The sequence below is a fragment of the Modestobacter sp. URMC 112 genome, from assembly GCF_053502575.1.
This window is the reverse complement of the sequence record NZ_CP199957.1, coordinates 2,625,125-2,644,145: the sequence shown is the minus strand read 5'-3', so window position 1 is coordinate 2,644,145 and position 19,021 is coordinate 2,625,125. Positions and strand designations below refer to the sequence as shown.

The window sequence follows — 19,021 nt, the reverse complement described above, 5'->3', positions numbered from 1 at the left end:
GTCGGCCGATGCGGACGGCCGGCCGGCCCCAGCAGGCTCATCGGCATGATCGCCATCGAGCACCTCACCAAGCGGTACGGCACCCAGCTCGCCGTCTCCGACGTGACCTTCGGCTGCGCGCCGGGCACGGTCACCGGCTTCCTCGGTCCCAACGGTGCCGGGAAGTCCACCACGCTGCGGTCCCTGTGCGGCCTGGCCACCCCGACCAGCGGCACCGCCACGGTCGGCGGCCGCGCCTACCGGGAGCTGCCCAACGCCGGGCGGCAGGTCGGCGTCCTGCTCGACGCCGGGGCGCAGCACGCCGGCCGGACCGGACGCGAGACGCTGCTGCTGTCCGCGATGCTGCTCGGCGTCGACCGGCGCCGGGTGGACGAGGTGCTGGAGCTGGTCGGCCTGGCCGGCCGCCCGGCGGGCAAGCGGGTGGGCCAGTACTCGCTGGGGATGCGCCAGCGACTGGGCCTGGCGACCGCGCTGCTGGGCGACCCCGAGGTGCTGGTCCTGGACGAGCCGGCCAACGGGCTGGACCCGGAGGGCATCTTCTGGATGCGCGGCCTGCTGCGGGGCTTCGCCGACCGAGGGGGCACCGTGCTGCTGTCCTCCCACCTCCTGCACGAGGTGGAGGCGGTCGCCGACCAGCTGGTGGTGATCGTGGGCGGCCGGATCGTGGCCCAGGGGAGCAAGGCGGAGCTCCTCAGCGCCTCCGGCACGGTGGTCCGCGCGCAGGACCCGGCGGCCCTGGACTCCGCGCTGGCCCGGGCCGGGATCCCCAGCGCCCCGGGAGCCGGCGGAGCGCTGGTCGCCGAGGCCGATCCGCAGGCGGTCGGGCGGGCAGCCGCCGCGGCCGGCGTCGTGCTGCTCGAGCTCCGTCCGGCCGACGGCGGCGGCCTCGAGCAGCTCTTCCGGTCCCTGACCGGAGCGTCGGACACCGTCCCGGCCGGGACGGTCCCGGCCGCCCAGCAGGTCCAGGAGGCCCGGGCATGAGCACCGCGACCGTCGTCCCGTCCGCAGTCGGCGCCCGGCCGGGTACCGGTCCAGCGCCCGGAGCGCCCTGGCTGCTGCAGCTGCTCCGGGTGGAGCTGCGCAAGTCCGCGGACACCCGCGCCGGTTACTGGCTGCTGGTCGTCATCGTGCTGGGGACGATGCTCGTCGCCGGACTGCAACTGGTCTTCGACGATGGTGTCGACGGCAGCTTCGGCTACTTCTTCGGCTTCAGCCAGCTCCCTGTGGGCCTGCTGCTGCCGGTGCTGGGGATCCTGCTGGTCACCAGCGAGTGGTCCCAGCGCACCGCGCTGACCACCTTCGCCCTGGTGCCGGACCGCTCCCGGGTGCTGACCGCCAAGGTGCTGGCCGGGGTCGTGCTCGGCCTGCTGGGGGTGGCCGTCGGTGCGGTGGCCTCCGCGTTGGCGACGGCGTTCGTCCCGGCCGTCACCGGGCTGGACGCGGCCTGGGAGCTCAGCGCCGCGCAGCTGGGCCAGGTGCTGCTCGTCCAGGTGCTGACCGTGCTGGTCGGGGTGGCGTTCGGGATGCTCCTGCTCAGCTCGCCGCTGGCCATCGTCCTGTACTTCGTCCTGCCCACGGTGTTCACCATCCTGGTCAACACCGTGGCCGCGCTGGACTGGGTGCGCGACTGGCTGGACCTGTCGACGACGACGCTGCCGATGTACGAGGGCCGGCTCAGCGGTCAGGGCTGGGCCCAGGTGGGCACCTCGGTCGCGCTGTGGCTGCTGCTGCCGCTCGTGCTCGGTTGGCTGCGGATCCGGCGCACCGAGATCACCTGACCGCCGAGGTCCGCGGACGCCCACCGGGGCCCCGATCGGGGCCCCGGTGGGTGCGCCCGGGCCGGGTGTGTTGATATCACTCGGTGAGCAGTTCACGACCGGGGCGCTGCCGTGTCCGGCCGGCCACCGACGGGGTGCGCCGGTGCTGACAGCGGTCGTCCTGGCGTTGCTGTCGGCCTGCATGTTCGCCGTCTCCACCGTGGTCCAGCACCGGGCCGCCACGTCGGCGGGGCAGAAGGTCGGTACGGGGAAGGTCTTCCGGCTGATCGGTGCGCTGATCAGCCACCGCGGCTGGCTGGCGGGTCAGGCGGCTGCTCTCACCGGGTTCCTGCTGCACGCCTCGGCCCTGCGGCACGGTGCGGTGGTGATCGTCCAGCCGTTGCTGTCCAGCGGCCTGGTCATGTCCCTGGCCCTCGGTGCGCTCGTGGACCGCCGGCACCCCGGGCGCCCGCTGCCGGACCGGGGGCAGTGGGTCGCCGCGGCCGCCGTCGTGGTGGCGCTCGTCGTCTTCGTGCTCTCGGCCGCGCCGCGGCACGTGCCCGGCTTCGCCCGCGCCGACGCGCTCACCGCGTGCCTCGCCGGCTTCGTGGTGATCGCCACGGCGGCCACGCTGTGGGCGCGGCGGCCCGGAGCCGCGCACCGGGCACTGGCCCTCGCCGTCACCGCAGGCCTGGGGTTCGGGATCACCGGCCTGCTGGTCAAGGACGTGGTGGCCCGGTCGCCAGGGGAGTGGCTGTTCTCCTGGACGACGTACGTGCTGCTGGCCACCGGGGCCACGTCGATCGTCTTCGCCCAGTGGGCCTACCAGTCCGGGGCGCTGATCGAGTCGCTGCCGGTGATGGCCGTGCTGGAGCCCTTGGTCGCCGTCGGGCTGGCCGGCCCGGTGTACGGCGAGGAGCTGGCGCCCGGGCTGCTCATGCACATCGGTCAGGCCGTCGGCGTCATCGGCCTGACGGTGGGAGTGCTGGTGCTGGCCCGGCGCAGCGCCGTCATCGAGGTCAAGCGCGCCGAGGTCGACCACGTGCCGGTGCACGGCGCCATCCCACCGATCGCCGGGTGAGCCGACCCGGAGGGGCCCTCCGCTCCGCTACTTGACATAATGTCGATTATCGGCGCACGATCCACCGGCCGGAGAAGGGGTGGACGACCGGCCGATCCGCGGACGATCCGCGGTCGGAAGTCACCACGCGGCGTGCTCGGGGTCCGGACGCGTCCAGGTGGTGCAGCGTCCGCCTCGGTCGACCACCGACGGCCATCCACGTCCGGCTGTCGTCGGCATCGTGCCGCCGCCGCAGCGAGCTGACGTGACCAGCATGTCCGGCGTCCGCGCCGCGCACCCGACCGCCGGCCGGCGCCGTTCCCGGGTCGCTGTCGCTGCGCCGGCGCCGTTCCCGGGTCCCTGAGCCGCCGACCCGCCGGCTCGCCGTCCGGCGGTCTCCCCACCTCCCACGACCCGGCCGGTCGACCTCCGCAACCGGGTGGACGACCCCGTCCGTCAGCTCCCGGCCGCCACGACCCCTCTCGCCCGGACCCACCGACACCTCCGTGATTACGTCACTGTGACGCAAGCGGCCTGGTCGGGGTGGCTCGACGGGCGACGACGGCGGACCGTTCGTAGGCTGGGCCCATGAGGATCCGACGTCCGGTGGTTGCCCTGTTCACCGCTCTCGCACTGTTCGGCGGGCCGGCCACGCTGACCGCCTGCGGATCCCCGAGCGGCCTGGACCGCAACGACGGTGACAGCAGCGACGACGCGCAGAACACCTCGGGCGCCGTCGACACCGACCCCTCTCAGGGCAACCTGCCCGACAACAGCGACAACGCGCCGGACGACAACAGCAACAGCGAGCGCGACGAGGGCGAGAGCGACGGCGGCAACCGGTAGTCGCCGGCCGAGCGGTCGGCACCCCTCCCCCACGAGACCACGTCCACCCGCCTGGTTCCGTCACACTGACGGAACCAGGCGGGTGGACGTACGTCAGCCGGCGGACCGGCCGGACAGCCACAGCCGGTCGAGCCGGCCGGTGGACCGCACGAGGTCGGCGAGCGAGCGCTCCAGCTCCGCCTTGGTCGGCTTCTCGTTGAGCAGCGTCTGCACGTCCTCGATGGCGCAGCGCAACTGGTAGAGCCGGTCCTGCAGGCCGTCGAGCTCCGCGCGGGTGACCAGCACGACGTCGTCGGAGAGCCCGGCCTTCGCCGTCGCCGTGCGCTGCTCGTAGGCGCGCTGCCGGCAGGCCTGGCCGCAGTACAGCCGTGGCCGGCCGACCGTCTCCTGGGGCGGCAGCACGCTGCGGCACCATCCGCACCGTCTGTCCTCGGCGTCGGCCCGCCGCGTCCGGGAGGCGGTACGGGGCGGCGCGCCGGTCTCTGCAGCCACGTCCGCGACGGTAGACGGAGACCCCGACAGGTCCGGTCGGACACGCCCAACACGACGGCCCGACCCGGGTCCGGGCACGTCGGGGTCCCCGCGAGGCCGCCCAGCGACCGGCACTAGCGTGACGCGGGTGCCGGGCCCGCGCTACGCCTTCCTCGACAGCCCGACACCGGTGGCGATGGCGCACCGCGGTGGCGCGATCGAGCACGTGGAGAACACCCTCCCCGCCTTCGAGGCGTGCCTGGCGCTGGGCTACCGGTACCTGGAGACCGACGTCCGGGTGACCGCCGACGGCGTCCTGGTCGCCTTCCACGACCCGACGCTGGACCGGGTGACCGACCGGACCGGGAGGGTCGAGCAGCTGCCCTGGCGGGAGGTGCGGAGCGCGCTGATCGGCGGGCGCGAGCCGGTCGTCGGGCTGGAGGAGCTGCTCGGGAGCTGGCCGGAGGTCCGCTTCAACCTCGACATCAAGGCCGCCGGGGTGCTGGCGCCGCTGGTGCGCACGGTCCGCCGGCTGCGGGCGGAGGACCGGATCTGCCTGGGTTCGTTCTCCGACGCCCGGCTGGCCGCCGCCCGCCGGCTCTTCGGCCCGGGGGTCTGCACCTCGCTGGGGCCCCGCGGGGTGGCCGCCCTGCGGCTGTCGTCGTACTCGCCGCGGGCCGCCGGGCTGGTCCGCATCCAGGCCGGCTGCGCCCAGGTGCCGCTGCAGCTCGGAGGGCGACCGCTGGTGGACGAGCGCTTCATCGCCACCGCCCACGCCCGGGGCCTGCAGGTGCACGTGTGGACCGTCGACGACCCGGCCGAGGCCGAGGAGCTGCTGGACCTCGGCGTGGACGGCGTGATGACCGACCGGCCGGCGATGCTGCGCGACGTGCTGAGGGCCCGGGGTCAGTGGACCGGGACGGAACCGGCGGACCAGCCGTGACCGGGGCGTGCTGGACCGGGCACCCCGTGCCTGCCACCCTGCGCCGGTGAGCGACCTCGCGACCCCGGCGCGCGCCTCGGGACCGGTGGACCGGGCACTGCGCCGGGAACGCCGCGGCTGGTACTCCTACGACTGGGCGATGTCGGTCTTCAACACCTCGGTGACGACGGTCTTCCTGGCCCCCTACCTCACCTCGATCGCCGAGGCGGCGGCCGGCGCGGACGGCCGGGTCCACCCGCTGGGGATCAGCGTCCCGCCGGGCAGCTTCTTCGGCTACGTGCTGTCGCTGTCGGTGGTGCTGCAGGTCCTCGTGCTGCCGCTCACCGGGGCGATCGCCGACCGCAGCGGCCGCAAGCGACAGATGCTGGCCGGGTTCGCCTTCCTGGGCTCGCTGTGCACCATGGCGCTGTTCTTCGTCGCCGGCGAGCGCTACCTGCTCGGGGCCGGGCTGTTCGTCCTCGCCAACCTGTGCTTCGGCGCGGCCACCGTCGTCTACTACTCCTGGCTGCCCGACCTGGCCGGGCCGGACGAGCGGGACGCGGTGTCCAGCCGGGGCTGGGCGTTCGGCTACCTCGGCGGCGCGCTGCTGCTGGCCGGCAACCTGGTGCTGTTCACCCGGTACGAGGCGCTGGGGCTCACCGAGGGCGAGGCAGTGCGGATCTGCCTGGCTTCGGCCGGGATGTGGTGGGCGGGGTTCACCGTGGTCAGCGTGGCGCTGCTGCGCAACCGCCGGCCCCGGGAGGCCGACCTGGTCGCCGCCCCGGGCAGCGGCGCCCTGTCCGGCGGTTTCCGCCAGCTCGGCGCCACGCTGCGCGACCTGCGCCGTTACCGGCTCACCCTGTGGTTCCTGGCCGCCTACCTGCTGTTCAACGACGGCGTGCAGACCATCATCGGCGTCTCGGCGCAGTACGGCGCCGAGGAGCTCGGGCTGTCCCAGACCACGCTGGTGTCCACCATCCTGCTCGTCCAGGTCGTCGCGTTCTTCGGCGCGGTGGCCCTGGGCCGGGTGGCCGCGGCCGTCGGCGCCAAGCGGACCGTGCTGGGCGCGCTGGTGGTGTGGACCGGCGTGCTGGTGGCCGCCTACTTCCTCCAGGCCGGGGCGGCCGGGCAGTTCTACGCGCTGGCGGTGGTGATCGGTTTCGTGCTGGGCGGCACCCAGGCGCTGTCCCGCTCGCTGTTCAGCCAGCTGATCCCGCCCGGGCGGGAGGCCGAGTACTTCGGCTTCTACGAGATCAGCGACCGCGGCACCAGCTGGCTGGGCCCGTTCCTGTTCGCGCTGACCTACCAGCTCACCGAGTCCTACCGTTACGCCATCTTCAGCCTGGTCTTCTTCTTCGTCGCCGGTGGCCTGCTGCTGGCCACCCTGGACATGCGGCGGGCGATCGTGGCTGCCGGCAACGTCCCACCGGAGCGCCTGTGACCTCCCTCCCCCTCTCCGCGCCGGACGGCTCGGGTGCCGGGTCGGCTGTGCCGCTGGGCCCCGACGCCGTCCCGGTGGCCGGTGACCGGCGGCGGCACCCGGCGCCGGCGCACCTGGTGTTCTTCCACGGCCCGATGGACTGCGGGAAGTCCACGCTGGCCCTGCAGGTGGACCACAACCAGAGCCGGCAGGGCCGGCACGGGGTGCTGCTGACCCAGGGCGACCGGTCGGGGGCGCCGCAGATCAGCTCCCGGGTGGGCCTGCGCCGCGAGGCCGTCGAGCTGGGCCCGGACACCGACGTCCGGCTGCTGGTCCGGGACCGCTGGGCCGCCGGGCACCGGGTGGACTACCTCATCGTCGACGAGGCGCAGTTCCTCACCGGCGCGCAGGTGGAGCAGCTCGCCGAGCTGGTGGACGAGTCGCACGTCGACGTCTACGCCTTCGGCCTGACCACCGACTTCCGCACCCGGCTGTTCGAGGGCACCGCCCGGCTCTTCGAGCTCGCCGACGACGTCCAGCGGGTCCAGGTCGAGGTGCTGTGCTGGTGCGGCCTGCCCGGGCTGCTCAACGCCCGGGTGGTGGACGGGGCGCTGGTGCGGGAGGGGGCGACCGTCGTCGTCGCCGACACCGGTCCCGCCGATCCCGGCGGCGACCTCCCGGGCGGCGGCCCGGTACCGGACGGCGACCCGGCGGTGCGCTACCAGGTGCTCTGCCGGCGGCACCACGCCCGCGGCCAGCTGGGGCCGACCCCCACCGGACCCGGCCAGCTGGCCCTCCGCTGACCTCACCCGGAGGGGTCCCCCAGGCCCCCCGCAGGGGGTGGCCATCGGCCCCATTACCACTCCATGCGATGATGGGGAACTGAGAACGCGGAACACCGTCGCGTGTTCTGCCGTTACCCCCCATGACTTCCCCCGGCCGTGTGGCATGAGCACGCGGCTGCCCGGGTAGCCGAGACCACCGACGAAGCACGAGAGGACGGTGTGCCATGGGCGAGCGATCCCTGCGGGGCAGCCGACTGGGCAGCGTGAGCTACGAGACCGAGCGCAACACCGCGCCCATCGAGCGGCAGTACGCCGAGTACCGGTGCCCTCAGGGGCACCTGGTCACGGTGCCCTTCGCCGATGACGCCGAGCTCCCCGACACCTGGGAGTGCAAGTACGACGGGTCGGCCGCCAAGCTCGTGGGCGGCACGGAGCCGGCGCCCAAGAAGGTGAAGCCGCCGCGGACCCACTGGGACATGCTGCTCGAGCGCCGGTCGGTCGACGACCTCGAAGAGGTCCTGGCCGAGCGCCTCGAGGTGCTCCGCGGCCGGCGTACCCGCGCCAGTTGAAGGACCCGCCTCCTCCCCACCGCTCGCAAGCTCGCGGCGGGCCCCTGGAGGCGGGCCGTTCAGTACGTCACGACAAGGCCCCTGCGGGATCTTCCGCAGGGGCCTTGTCATGTCTCGGCCCCTCTGCAGGGGCCCACGCCGAGCGTGCGAGGCGTGGGGGGCAGAGGGGTCCTTTCTCACGAACGGGGGCTCGGGTCGACCTCTCCCTCGATCACCCGGGTCGCCGGGGCGGCGCGGAACGGCTCGTCCGGGCCGGTGACCAGCACGGTGCGCACCGCCCGGACCCGCACGGGGCCCCGGAGCCGGTCGGGCAGTCGCCGCAGCAGGACGCGGGCCAGCAGCGCCCGGGGCAGCGCGCGGGTGAACGGCAGCAGGCACAGCAGCCCGAGCAGGTCGCCGAGGAAGCCGGGCAGCACCATCAACAGCCCGCCCACGGCCACCAGGCCGGCGTCACCGAGTGCACGGGCCGGGTCCTGTCGGGTGCGGGCGCGCTCGCGCAGGTCGGCCAGCGCCCGGGTGCCCTGGCGCGCCAGCAGCGCGGCGCCCAGGGCCGAGGTGGCCAGGGTCAGCAGGATCGTCCAGCCCAGCCCCAGCTGGGACGCCACGACCGCGAAGACGGCGAGCTCGGCCAGCGCCCCGAGCCCGAGGGCCGTGCGCAGCCGCCGCGACGACGGGCGCCGCGCCGGGTACCCGGTCGGCGGGAACGCTGTGGCCATGTGTCCTCCTCGACTCGTCGAGCCGGCCGGCCGGCGCTCCTCCTGCCGGAGCGCCCTCAGCTGCCGTTCGGCCCGACCCGTCCCGGCACCAGCCGGGGTACCCGCCCGGGCAGCCAGTCGGCCAGCCGGTCGCGCACGCCCCACCAGGTGACGCGGGCCAGTGCCTCTGTAACGATCGAGCGGCTCATCTTGCTCCGGCCCACGGCGCGCTCGGTGAAGGTGATCGGCACCTCGACCACCCGGGCCCCCGCCCGGACCGCCCGCCAGGCCCAGTCGACCTGGAAGCAGTAGCCCTGGCTGGCGACCTCGTCGAAGGGCAGCCGGGCCAGCAGGTCGGCCCGCGCCACCCGGTAGCCCCCGGTCGCGTCGGCCAGCGGCAGCCGCAGCAGCCGACGGGTGTACAGGTTGCCGAACCGGGACAGCGCCAGGCGGTGCCCCGGCCAGTCCTGCACCCGGCCGCCGGGGACGTAGCGGGAGCCCAGCACCAGGTCGGCGTCGGTCAGGGCCGCCAGCAGGGCCGGCAGCCGCTCCGGGGGGTGCGAGCCGTCGGCGTCCATCTCCACCACCACGCCGTAGCCGTGCTCGGCGGCCCAGCCGAACCCGGCGACGTAGGCCGACCCGAGCCCGGCCTTCCCCGTCCGGTGCAGCACGTGGACCCGCTCGTCCGCCGCGGCGCGGGCGTCCGCCAGGTCCCCGGTGCCGTCGGGCGACGCGTCGTCCACGACCAGCACGTGCGCCGCCGGGACGGCGGCGTGCAGTCGGTCCAGGACCGCGCCCAGGCTCCCGATCTCGTCGTAGGTGGGGATGACCACCAGCACCGGGCCCGGGAGCGCGGGCGTGCTCACCCGCCGGTCCGGGTGCCGGCGCGGCGGCGGGCGAGCGCGGGGAGCACGACGGCGAGCACCGCGCCCAGGCCCAGCGCGCTCAACACCCACTCCGGCGCGGTGCCCAGCCGGGTCGCGAGCGTGCGCTCGCCGCGCTGGGCGACGTCCTCGACGAAGACGTCGGGGGTGAACAGCTCCGAGCGGCGGACCACCGACCCGTCGGGGGCGACGACGGCGCTGATCCCGCTGGTCGCGGCCACCACCACGGTGCGGCCGTGCTCGACCGCGCGGAGCCGGCTCATCGCCAGCTGCTGGGCGCTCTCGTCGGTGTACCCGAAGGTGGCGTTGTTGGTCTGCACGACCAGCATGCCGGCGCCGTCCCGGACGGTGTCGGTGACCAGCGGGTCGTAGGCCACCTCGAAGCAGATGACGTCGCCGATCACGGCGCCGCCCAGCTCGAGGGTGCCGATCTCCTCCCCTGCGGCGAAGTCGCGCCGCACCAGGTCGACCTTCTCGCTGAAGAACCGGAAGAACGACCGGGCGGGCACGTACTCGGCCAGCGGGACCGGGTGCCGCTTCACGTAGGTGTCCCCCGGCCCGGTCATCGGGTCCCAGACGATCCCGGTGTTGGAGATGCGCTCCCCCGGCCCGTCGACGACCGCGCCCACGAGGATCGGCGCGTCGATGGCCGTCGCGGCCCGGCTGATCGCCGCCGCGGCGTCGGCGTTGCGGTAGGGGTCGATGTCGGAGCTGTTCTCCGGCCAGACGACCAGGTCCGGCGCGGCGGCGTCCCCGGCCCGGACGGCGGCGGCCAGCTCGACGGTGCGGGTGACGTGGTTGTCCAGCACCGCCCGCCGCTGCGCGTTGAAGTCCAGCCCGGCCCGCGGCACGTCGCCCTGGATCACCGCGACCGTGCGGGTGGGCCCCCCGGCGGTCAGCGAGCCGCCGGCCAGCGGCAGCCCGGCGGCCAGCCCGACCAGCGGCACAACAGCCGCGCCGGCGAGGGCCAGGGCGGCCGCCCGGACGGCGGGGCGCCGGCTCGGCCCGCCGGCGGCGCGGAGGGCTCGGGCCAGGCCGACGACCGCGGCGGCCAGCAGCGTGCCGGTGAGGGCGGCGGCGAACCCGACCAGCGCCACCCCGCCGTAGGCGGCCAGCGCGGTGAACGGCCCGTCGGCCTGGCTGAAGCCGATCCGGCCCCACGGGAAGCCGCCCAGCGGGAAGCGTCCGCGCACCGCCTCCGCGGCCACCCAGAGCGCCGCCCCCCACAGCGGCCAGCCCGGCAGCCGGGAGGTCAGCGCCAGCGCCCCGCCCAGCAGCGCCAGGCTCAGCGCTTGGCTGACGGCCAGCGCCAGCCACGGGAAGGCGCCGACGTAGATGCCGCTCCAGGACAGCAGCGGGACGAAGAACGCCAGGCCGAGCACCAACCCGAGCCACAGGCCGCTGCGCACCCGCTGGCCCCGGGTGGCCAGGACGAGGGCCGCGGGGCCGAGAACGGCCAGGTAGGCCAGGTCGTGGCCGGGGAAGGCCAGGTACAGCGCGAGGCCACCGGCGGCGGCCAGCGCGGTGCGCCACGGGAGGTACGGCCGGGAGCGGGCGTCCCCGACCGGGGGCCGGAGGTCACCGCGCGGTGCCTCGTGCCCGACCGTCCCGGTCGCGACCACTGCCGGCACGCCCCACCTCCTGCCGCCGGGGACCCCCGGTCCGCCATCTGCCCCGGACCGGTCGGACGGGGCGGGGTCGTCGCGGAGCTCGCGGCGACCCCGCCCAGCATCCCATCCCGCGCGGGCGCACCGGCGGGCCGACGGAGGCGTCCGTCGGCCCACGTCCGGGCGCCGCGCGGCCGAACCCACCCGCGGGGCACCCCGCGCCTTCGGGCCGGGAGGACGGTCGCTGGCTGCGGCCGGCCTCCCGTTGTCTGGTGGCGCGGGGCCCCGCGGGTGGCCGTACCGACCAGGCACCACAGGGAGGACTTCGGGTGGAACGCGGACGACCATAGAGAGCCCGGGTCGGCGCGCCAAGCACCGGAGGCCGTCGATGCAGGACGTGACCGGATCGTTACAGGCCCGGGCCTTGACGGGTCGGGTCGGACGTGGGTGCAGGAACGACCAGCGTCGCGCGGGCCTCCGCGACGCGCAGCGGCGGGTCGAGGACCTGCGCCGCCGACGGGCTCCGCTCCGGGTCCGCCCGGGCGACGACGTCCGCCCAGCAGCGCAGCTCCCGGCTGCGCCGGCCGACCGCGACGACCTCGCAGGAGGCCTCCAGCACGTCCCCTGCCCGGACGGCGGCCAGGAAGCGGACCTCGGAGTACCCGGCCAGCAGCCCCTCGTCCCCGTCGGCGCGGATGGCGACCTCGGTGGCCACGTCCCCGAACAGACCGAGGGTGTAGGCGCCGTCGAGCAGCGCGCCCCCGTAGTGGGCGTGCGCGTGCGGGACGTAGCGGCGGTGGGTGACGGTGAGCCCCAGCCGCGGGTCGGGTCCGCCGGTCACGACAGCACCTCCGCGGGCTCGGCGGCCAGCGCGTGCACCAAGTAGCTGGCCACCTCGCCGGGCGTCGTCCCCCGGCCGAAGACCTTGTCCACGCCCAGCTCCCTGGCCATCGCCGGGTCGAAGCGCGGCCCGCCGACCACCAGCAGCGGACGCCGGTCGCCCATCGCCTCGCGGAAGGCGTCGGCCAGCTCCCGGGTGTTGTGCAGGTGCGCGTCGCGCTGGGTGACCACCTGGGAGACCAGCACCGCGTCGGCCCGGGCGTCCTGCGCGGCGCGCACCAGGTCCGGCACGCTGACCTGGGCGCCGAGGTTGGTCACCTGCATCTCCCGGTGGTACTCCAGCCCCTTCTCCCCCGCGAAGCCCTTGAGGTTGAGGATCGCGTCGATGCCCACGGTGTGCGCGTCGGTGCCGATGCAGGCGCCCAGCACGACGAGGCTGCGGCGCAGCCGGGTCTTGATGGCCGCGTTCACCTCGCTCGGGGACAGCAGCGGGTAGGCGCGCTCCTCCACGTGCACGGCGCCGAGGTCCACCAGGTGCCGGACCTTGCCGTAGACGACGAAGAAGGTGAACGCCGCCTCGTCGCCCGCCGGCCCGCCCCCGCCGCCGATGCCGGTGCTGTGCACCACCATCGCCGGCTCGATGCCCATCTTGGCGGCCAGCTGGAGCGCGGCGCCGTCCGCGCGGGGTCCCGGCGGGACCGGCAGGGTGAAGGAGGTCTGCACCATGCCGTCGCCGGTCGCGTCGCCGTAGGGCCGGACCACCTGGGACTCAGACACGGGCGGGCTCCCCGGCGAGCAGCTCCGAGGCGGGGTCGTAGTGGTCGGGCGCCTTGCGGGCGACGCCGTCCAGTCCCCGGCCGCGGTCCGGTGGCCGCTTGGTGATGCCGAAGGTGCCCTCCCCGATGGCCTGCAGCAGCCCACCGGGGGTCTCCGCGATGCGCTCGAGCAGCTGCACGGCCTCGGTGAGCACGGTGTGCGCGCGGGTGTCGATGAACCCGCCGGGCTGGGGCGCGAAGTCCTCGTGCAGGTTCCCGGCGGCCTCGATCACGTACCGGACGTTGCGCAGCGCCAGGTCCCGGTCGGACAGCCACGGGGTGACGACGGCCTCGGTCATCATCCCGACGAGCAGGATGCCCTGCCCGGTCAGCGCCCCGGCCAGGTTGAAGAACCCGTCGAGCAGGTAGCCGCGGAACACGTCGCCGGTCATGTGCTTGGTCGGTGGCATCCACTTCAGCGGGGCGTCGGGGAACAGCCCGCGGGCCAGCAGAGCGTGCGCAAGTTCCAGCCGGAAGGACTCCGGCCGGTCGGGGTCGATCTCGAAGGCGTGCCCGAGCCCGAGCTGCCAGTCCTCCAGCCCGGCCTCGTGCGCGAGCCGTTCGTTGAGCAGCTGGCTGACCGTGACGGTGTGCGCCTCGTCGACGGCGTCGGCGGTGGTGAGGTAGTTGTCCTCGCCGGTGTTGATGATGATCCCGGCGCGGGCGTGCACCATCCGGCTGAACCGCTGGTCGACGAAGGTGCGCTGGGGGTTGATGTCGCGGAAGAGGATCCCGTACATGGCGTCGTTGAGCATCATGTCCAGCCGCTCCAGCCCGGCCAGGACGGCGATCTCGGGCATGCACAGCCCGGACGCGTAGTTGGTCAGCCGGACGTAGCGGCCGAGCTCCGCGCCGACGTCGTCCAGCGCGGCGCGCATCAGCCGGAAGTTCTCCTGGGTGGCGTACGTGCCGGCGTAACCGGTGCGGGTCGCGCCCTCGGGCACGTAGTCCAGCAGCGACTGCCCGGTGGAGCGGATCACCGCGATGACGTCGGCCCCGGCCCGGGCGGCGGCCTGGGCCTGCGGGATGTCCTCGTGGATGTCGCCGGTGGCCACGATCAGGTAGATCCACGGCCGGCGCGGCGGGTCGCCGAGGGTGGCCACCAGCTCCTCGCGGCGGGCCCGGTTGGCGTCGATCCGGTCGATGCCGGTGGCGACGGCGGCCCGGGCGGCCTCCCGCGCGCGGTCGGCCGCGTACCCGGTGGGCACGGTGAACCGGGCGGTGCCCGCGCCGACCTGGGCGGCCAGGGTGGCCAGGTCCGGGGCGGCGCCGCTGTTCAGCGCGTGCCAGACCGGCAGCGCGACGCCGTGCTCGAGGCCCACCTGCTCGCGGACGGCGTCCACCACGCGGTTCACCCAGGGCACCTCGCCGTCCCCCAGCGCCGGGTCGGTGCCGGTCAGGCCGGCCAGCCGCAGCAGCGACCGCTCGACCGACACCGTGGTGTGCGTCCTCGCCAGGTCGACCACCGGCGCCGCGGCCCGGGCGGCCAGCTCGCGCGCCCGGCCCACCAGTGCCGGGTCCAGGATCAGCCCGCTCACCGCTCGTCCCGGGCTTTCGGTACCAGAAGCTCGGGTGCTCTCGGTACCGAAAGCACGCTTTGTGGAGTCATGGGACCTCTCTGATCGGTCGGCCGGCGACGACCAGCTGCCGGCAGGTGGGTCGGGCGCGGGCGTCGAGGACGGCGGACAGCGGCTGCCCGGTCGCCCACAGCGCCAGCGTGGCCGGGGCGCCGACCGCGAGGGGCCCGTCCGGGTGCTCGGCGCGGGCGGCGTGCCAGCCGCCGTGGGTGGCCGCGTCGAAGGCGTCGAACGGGCGCAGCCCCGACCCGGGCGTGCGGTGGTCGACCGCGGCGTACACCCCGCCCCAGGGGTCCAGCGGCGTCACCGGGGCGTCGCTGCCCAGCGCCACCGGCACCCCGGCGTCCAGCAGGTCGGCGAAGGGGTTGCAGTCGGCCGCCCGGTCGGGGCCCAGCCGCTCGGCGTACATGCCGGCGTCCCCGCCCCAGGCCGCGTCGAAGGCCGGCTGGACGCTGGCCACCATCCCCCACCGCCGCAGCCGGTCGATCGCGGCACCGTCGGCCAGCTCCACGTGCTCCAGCCGGTGCCGGCAGGCGCGGACGGCGTCCGCGCCCAGCTCCTCGACGACGGCACCGACCGCGGTGAGCACCTGGTCGACCGCGGCGTCGCCGATGCAGTGGAACCCGGCCTGCACGCCGGCGGCGGTGCAGGCGCGCAGGTGCTCGACCAGCGAGGCGGTCTCGAAGCGCAGCGCCCCGGCGGTGCCCGGCCGGTCGGTGTAGGGACTGCTGAGCGCGGCGGTGTGCGAGCCGAAGGCGCCGTCGCAGAACAGGTCGCCGCCGGCCCCGGCGAGGCCGAGCTCCCGGACGACGTCCAGCCCGCCGCGCTCGGACAGCTCGCCCCAGTATCCGACGACCGAGGGTCCGGCTTCGCCGGCGGCCAGCTCGAGCAGGGCGGCGAGGTCCTCGGCGGAGGACACCTCCGGGCCGGCCATCTCGTGAAGGCTGCCGATGCCCAGCTCCGCGGCCGCCCGCAGGGTGGCGCGCTGGGCGGCGGTGCGCTGCGCCGGGTCGACCGAGCCGTAGGCGGCCTGGCGGACGGCGTGGTGGGCGTCGAGCCGGAGCCGGCCGTCCGGGGAGAACCCGGGCAACGCGGCGATGCCGGGCACCCGGTCCAGCAGGGCGGTGGAGACGGTGGCCGAGTGGACGTCGACCCGGGCCAGGTAGGCGGGACGGTCCCCCACCACCGCGTCCAGGTCCTCCCGGGTCAGCCCGCGCCCCTCGGGCCAGCCGGTCTCGTCCCAGCCGGTGCCGAGGACGGTCCCGGTCGGGGTGGCGGCCGCGTGCGCGGCGACCCGGTCGACCGCGGCGCGCAGGCTGTCGGCGCCGTGCAGGTCCAGCCCGGTGAGCGCCAGGCCGGTGGCGGTGGCGTGCACGTGGGCGTCCACGAACGCCGGAGTGAGGAGGGCGCCCTCGCCGGCCAGCACCCGGGCGGCGGTCGGCGCCTGGTCTGCCGGGCCGGTCCAGGCGATCCGGCCACCGGTCAGGTGGACGGCACGGCCCGGGGTGTCCCCCACCGTGACGTCGGTGACCAGCAGGTCCCCGTCCCGGCTCACGCGGGGACCCGCCGTCCGCCGGAGGCGTGCACCCGCGGGTCGATCAGCGCCCGGACGCCGGGGGTGCGCCGGTACAGGTCGAGGGCCAGGGCGGCGTGTCCGGGGGTGTATCCGTTGCCGACCAGCATCGTGACGTCCGCGGCCATCCCCTCCGCGCCCAGCGCGGCGGCGGAGAAGGAGGTGGCCATGGAGAAGAAGACCACCGTGCCGCCGTCGGCGGTGGCCAGCACCGCGCCGTGCTCGGCGCCGGGGACGTCGACGCAGACGACGGTGACGTCCACCGGCCGGCCGACGGCCGCGGCCACCGCCAGCGGGTCGGTGGCGTCGGCGACGACGACGTCGTCCGCCAGGCCCGCCCCGCGCAGCGCGGCGGCCTCGCGCTCGTCGCGGACCACACCCACGACCCGGCCGGCGCGCGCGTCCCGGGCAGCGGCCAGGCTCAGGCAGCCGGACTTGCCGGCGGCCCCGAGCACGGCGACGGAGGGTCGGTGACCGGCGCGCCGGACCACCCGCTCGGTGGTGGCCGGTGCCCCGCACACGTCCAGGACGGCGAGGGACACCTCCTCGGGCAGGTCGTCGGGCAGCACCGCGGCGATCGACCGGGCGAACAGGATCGCCGTCCCCGCCGTGGGCACCTGCTCGCTGCGGCCGTCCCACCGGGCCAGGCCGTCGGTGACCCGCAGCGGGGTCAGGGTGAGCGACACCAGGGTGGCCACCCGCTCACCCGGCCGCAGGCCCAGCGGAGAGCCGGCGCCCACCTCGTCGACGACGCCGATCAGCATGCCGCCGGAGCCGGTCACCGGGTTGTGCACCTTGCCGCGCCGCTCGAGGATCCCGAGCACCTCGGCGCGCACCCGGTCCCCGTCGCCGGCGGCGGCCTCGGACAGCTGCCGGAAGGACGCCGCGTCCAGGTTCAGCCGGTGCACCGCGATCCGCACCTCGTCGGGTCCGACGGCCGGGTCGGGGTCCAGCCGGACCGCGGCCTGGGGCAGCACCCCGGCCGGCTCGAGGACCCGGTGAACGCCGAGGCTGCGCTGCAACGCGCTGTACTCCATCGTCGTTTCCTCCGCTCTCGGCTCACCGTTGCCGGAGAACCTATCGTGTTCATGGCCGAAAACCGACAGATCTCCCGTAGGGTCACCCGGTGTCGCGACGGACGTCCGCCGTCGCCGGCCACCACCTGCAGGAGGGTCCGGTGCTGGAACAGCCCTACGAGTACACCGCCCGCGAGCTCGTCGAGCCCGACTGGCAGCGGCTGCCCGGGTTCGCCGGCGTGTCCGAGCAGGAGTGGCGCAGCGCCCAGTGGCAGCGCGCCCACTGCGTGAAGAACGTCCGCCAGCTCCGCGGCGTCTACGGCGACCTGCTCGACGAGTCCTTCTACGCCGACGTCGAGGCCGACCAGGCCGGCCGCGCGACCATGTCGCTGCTGGTGCCGCCGCAGATGCTCAACACCATGGTGCCCGGCGAGGTGCCCGGCACCGCGGCGATGCTCGCCGACCCGGTGCGGCGCTACATGCTGCCCGTCGCCTCCGACCGCCTCCCCGGCGACGCGGGCAGCCACCCCTACGCCGCCCGGGACTCGCTGCACGAGCACGAGATGTGGGCCGTCGAGGGGCTGACCCACCGCTACCCGACCAAGGTGCTGGCCGAGCTGCTGTCCACCTGCCCCCAGTACTGCGGTCACTGCACCCGGATGGACCTGGTGGGGAACTCGACGCCCGCCGTCCCGAAGCTGAGGTTCGAGCTGAAGCCGGTCGACCGGCAGGGCGCGATGCTGCAGTACCTGCGGGACACCCCCGGCGTCCGGGACGTCGTCGTCTCCGGTGGGGACGTGGCCAACCTGCCGTTCAAGAACCTGGCCGCCTTCGTCGAGGGGCTGCTGGAGATCGACTCCGTCCGGGACGTCCGGCTGGCGACCAAGGCGCTGATGGGGCTGCCCCAGCACTGGCTCCAGCCGGAGGTGGTCGACGGGATGGGCGCGCTGGCGGCCACCGCGCGTGCCCGCGGGGTGTCCCTGGCCGTGCACACCCACGTGGACGCCGCCCAGTCGGTGACCCCGCTGGTCGCCGAGGCCGCCCGCGGGCTGCTCGCCGCCGGCGTGCGGGACGTGCGCAACCAGGGCGTGCTGCTCGCCGGGGTGAACGCCACCGCCGGGCAGCTGCTGGACCTCTGCTTCGCGCTCCTCGACGGCGCCGGGATCACGCCCTACTACTTCTACATGTGCGACATGATCCCCAGCGCCGAGCACTGGCGGGTCCCGCTGGCCACCGCCCAGACCCTGCAGCACGACCTGATGGGCTACCTGCCCGGCTTCGCCACCCCGCGGATCGTGTGCGACGTGCCCTACGTCGGCAAGCGGTGGGTGCACCAGGTGGCGGAGTACGACCGCGAGCGCGGCATCAGCTGGTGGACGAAGAACTACCGCACCGGCATCGAGCGCACCGACAGCGGCGCGCTGGACCGGCGCTACGCCTACTACGACCCGATCCACTCGCTGCCGCCGTCCGGCCAGGCCTGGTGGGCCGAGCACCGCGCAACCGCCCCGGCGTTCCAGCCCGCTTGACGGCCCCGTCCGGAGGGTGGCCCCGAGCGTCGGACGGCCCCGTTCGGAGGCTCACCCTGAGCTTTGCGAGGGGTGAGGGGAACGGGGTCCTTCGAGGGTTTCCCCGGGTGCGGACGGCGGTAGCTCCGTCCGGGTGGAGGAGCTGTGCACCGCGCGGCTGCGGCTGCGGGCATGGACGACGGAGCCCGGCGACCTGGCCCGGCTCACGGACCTCTACGGCCGGGACGAGGTCACCCGCTGGCTGGGCGGCCCGCCGACGGTCAGCCCCGGGGAGCTGGTCGAGCGCTGGCGTCGGGTGCACGAGCTGGACCGGCTGCACGGCTGCTGGGCGATCGACCCGCTGGCCGGCGGCTGCCCGGCCGGGACGGTGCTGCTCAAGCCGCTGCCCAACGGCGTCGGCGAGGTCGAGGTCGGCTGGCACCTGCACCCGGACAGCTGGGGCCGCGGCTACGCCACCGAGGCCGCCCGCGCGGTGGTCGACCGCGGGTTCGACGGCGGGCTGCCGGAGGTCTACGCCGTCGTCCGGCCGGGCAACGACCCGTCGCTGGCGGTCTGCCGGCGGCTGGGCATGACGCCGCTGGGCCGGATGCGCCGGTGGTACGACGTCGAGCTGGAGGCCTTCCGGCTGACCGCGCCGGAGTGAGCAGGGGGCGGG

General features: G+C 75.3%; 19 protein-coding genes. 10 read left to right on the top strand and 9 right to left on the bottom strand.

Features of this window, described 5'->3' with window-relative positions:
* Positions 1 to 45: 45 nt before the first annotated feature.
* From ACWIX6_RS12310 to ACWIX6_RS12295, 4 genes are all read left to right on the top strand, one after another.
* Complete coding sequence (locus tag ACWIX6_RS12310) at positions 46 to 981, top strand: ABC transporter ATP-binding protein (protein ID WP_448612716.1); 936 nt, start codon at positions 46 to 48, stop codon at positions 979 to 981.
* Positions 978 to 1,778 (top strand): hypothetical protein, encoded by an 801-nt coding sequence (locus ACWIX6_RS12305; protein ID WP_448612715.1) that lies wholly within the window; start codon positions 978 to 980, stop codon positions 1,776 to 1,778. The genes ACWIX6_RS12310 and ACWIX6_RS12305 overlap by 4 nt, the downstream gene beginning before the upstream one ends.
* Before the next feature lie 142 nt (positions 1,779 to 1,920).
* On the top strand, positions 1,921 to 2,838 hold the full coding sequence (locus ACWIX6_RS12300) for a DMT family transporter (protein WP_448612714.1): 918 nt from the start codon (positions 1,921 to 1,923) through the stop codon (positions 2,836 to 2,838).
* A gap of 567 nt (positions 2,839 to 3,405) precedes the next feature.
* Positions 3,406 to 3,663, top strand: coding sequence for a hypothetical protein (locus ACWIX6_RS12295; RefSeq protein WP_448612713.1), 258 nt, complete (start codon positions 3,406 to 3,408; stop codon positions 3,661 to 3,663).
* A gap of 93 nt (positions 3,664 to 3,756) precedes the next feature.
* Here the strand turns inward: ACWIX6_RS12295 and ACWIX6_RS12290 are convergent, their stop codons facing one another.
* Complete coding sequence (locus ACWIX6_RS12290) at positions 3,757 to 4,065, bottom strand: hypothetical protein (protein ID WP_448612712.1); 309 nt, start codon at positions 4,063 to 4,065, stop codon at positions 3,757 to 3,759.
* A gap of 217 nt (positions 4,066 to 4,282) precedes the next feature.
* Between ACWIX6_RS12290 and ACWIX6_RS12285 the strand changes: the two genes are divergently transcribed.
* The 4 genes from ACWIX6_RS12285 (at position 4,283) to ACWIX6_RS12270 (ending at position 7,830) form a co-directional block, all read left to right on the top strand.
* Positions 4,283 to 5,077, top strand: coding sequence for a glycerophosphodiester phosphodiesterase (locus ACWIX6_RS12285; protein WP_448612711.1), 795 nt, complete (start codon positions 4,283 to 4,285; stop codon positions 5,075 to 5,077).
* Between the two features lie 46 nt (positions 5,078 to 5,123).
* Positions 5,124 to 6,497 carry an MFS transporter gene (locus tag ACWIX6_RS12280; RefSeq protein WP_448612710.1) on the top strand — a complete coding sequence of 458 codons (1,374 nt, stop codon included), beginning with the start codon at positions 5,124 to 5,126 and terminating at the stop codon, positions 6,495 to 6,497.
* Complete coding sequence (locus tag ACWIX6_RS12275; RefSeq protein ID WP_448612709.1) at positions 6,494 to 7,279, top strand: thymidine kinase; 786 nt, start codon at positions 6,494 to 6,496, stop codon at positions 7,277 to 7,279. Before ACWIX6_RS12280 ends, ACWIX6_RS12275 begins: the two co-directional genes overlap by 4 nt.
* A gap of 206 nt (positions 7,280 to 7,485) precedes the next feature.
* The gene (locus tag ACWIX6_RS12270; RefSeq protein WP_222047965.1) at positions 7,486 to 7,830 is read left to right on the top strand and encodes an RNA polymerase-binding protein RbpA; all 345 of its coding nucleotides are present in this window, start codon (positions 7,486 to 7,488) and stop codon (positions 7,828 to 7,830) included.
* A 176-nt stretch (positions 7,831 to 8,006) separates the two neighbouring features.
* Here ACWIX6_RS12270 and ACWIX6_RS12265 read toward each other — a convergent pair whose 3' ends face one another.
* The 8 genes from ACWIX6_RS12265 to kdd all read right to left on the bottom strand — a co-directional run bounded on the left by ACWIX6_RS12265 (position 8,007) and on the right by kdd (position 16,858).
* The gene (locus tag ACWIX6_RS12265) at positions 8,007 to 8,546 is read right to left on the bottom strand and encodes an FxsA family protein (protein WP_448612708.1); all 540 of its coding nucleotides are present in this window, start codon (positions 8,544 to 8,546) and stop codon (positions 8,007 to 8,009) included.
* Positions 8,547 to 8,602: 56 nt separating this feature from the next.
* The gene (locus ACWIX6_RS12260; RefSeq protein WP_448612707.1) at positions 8,603 to 9,391 is read right to left on the bottom strand and encodes a polyprenol monophosphomannose synthase; all 789 of its coding nucleotides are present in this window, start codon (positions 9,389 to 9,391) and stop codon (positions 8,603 to 8,605) included.
* A complete protein-coding gene (gene lnt, locus ACWIX6_RS12255; protein WP_448612706.1) occupies positions 9,388 to 11,040 on the bottom strand; it encodes an apolipoprotein N-acyltransferase in 1,653 nt (550 codons plus the stop codon). Before lnt ends, ACWIX6_RS12260 begins: the two co-directional genes overlap by 4 nt.
* A gap of 385 nt (positions 11,041 to 11,425) precedes the next feature.
* Positions 11,426 to 11,857, bottom strand: coding sequence for a 3-aminobutyryl-CoA ammonia lyase (gene kal / locus ACWIX6_RS12250; protein ID WP_448612705.1), 432 nt, complete (start codon positions 11,855 to 11,857; stop codon positions 11,426 to 11,428).
* Positions 11,854 to 12,633, bottom strand: a complete 780-nt coding sequence (gene kamE / locus ACWIX6_RS12245) for a lysine 5,6-aminomutase subunit beta (RefSeq protein WP_448612704.1) — start codon at positions 12,631 to 12,633, stop codon at positions 11,854 to 11,856. Before kamE ends, kal begins: the two co-directional genes overlap by 4 nt.
* Positions 12,626 to 14,209: a lysine 5,6-aminomutase subunit alpha gene (gene kamD / locus ACWIX6_RS12240; RefSeq protein WP_448612703.1), complete on the bottom strand. Its 1,584-nt coding sequence runs from the start codon at positions 14,207 to 14,209 to the stop codon at positions 12,626 to 12,628. The genes kamE and kamD overlap by 8 nt, the downstream gene beginning before the upstream one ends.
* A gap of 67 nt (positions 14,210 to 14,276) precedes the next feature.
* Positions 14,277 to 15,803 (bottom strand): amidohydrolase, encoded by a 1,527-nt coding sequence (locus ACWIX6_RS12235; RefSeq protein ID WP_448612702.1) that lies wholly within the window; start codon positions 15,801 to 15,803, stop codon positions 14,277 to 14,279.
* Positions 15,800 to 16,858 (bottom strand): L-erythro-3,5-diaminohexanoate dehydrogenase, encoded by a 1,059-nt coding sequence (gene kdd / locus ACWIX6_RS12230; protein ID WP_448612701.1) that lies wholly within the window; start codon positions 16,856 to 16,858, stop codon positions 15,800 to 15,802. The genes ACWIX6_RS12235 and kdd overlap by 4 nt, the downstream gene beginning before the upstream one ends.
* Positions 16,859 to 16,947: 89 nt before the next feature.
* Between kdd and ACWIX6_RS12225 the strand changes: the two genes are divergently transcribed.
* On the top strand, positions 16,948 to 18,366 hold the full coding sequence (locus tag ACWIX6_RS12225) for a KamA family radical SAM protein (RefSeq protein ID WP_448612700.1): 1,419 nt from the start codon (positions 16,948 to 16,950) through the stop codon (positions 18,364 to 18,366).
* A gap of 133 nt (positions 18,367 to 18,499) precedes the next feature.
* Positions 18,500 to 19,009, top strand: a complete 510-nt coding sequence (locus tag ACWIX6_RS12220; protein ID WP_448612699.1) for a GNAT family N-acetyltransferase — start codon at positions 18,500 to 18,502, stop codon at positions 19,007 to 19,009.
* Positions 19,010 to 19,021 lie beyond the last annotated feature (12 nt).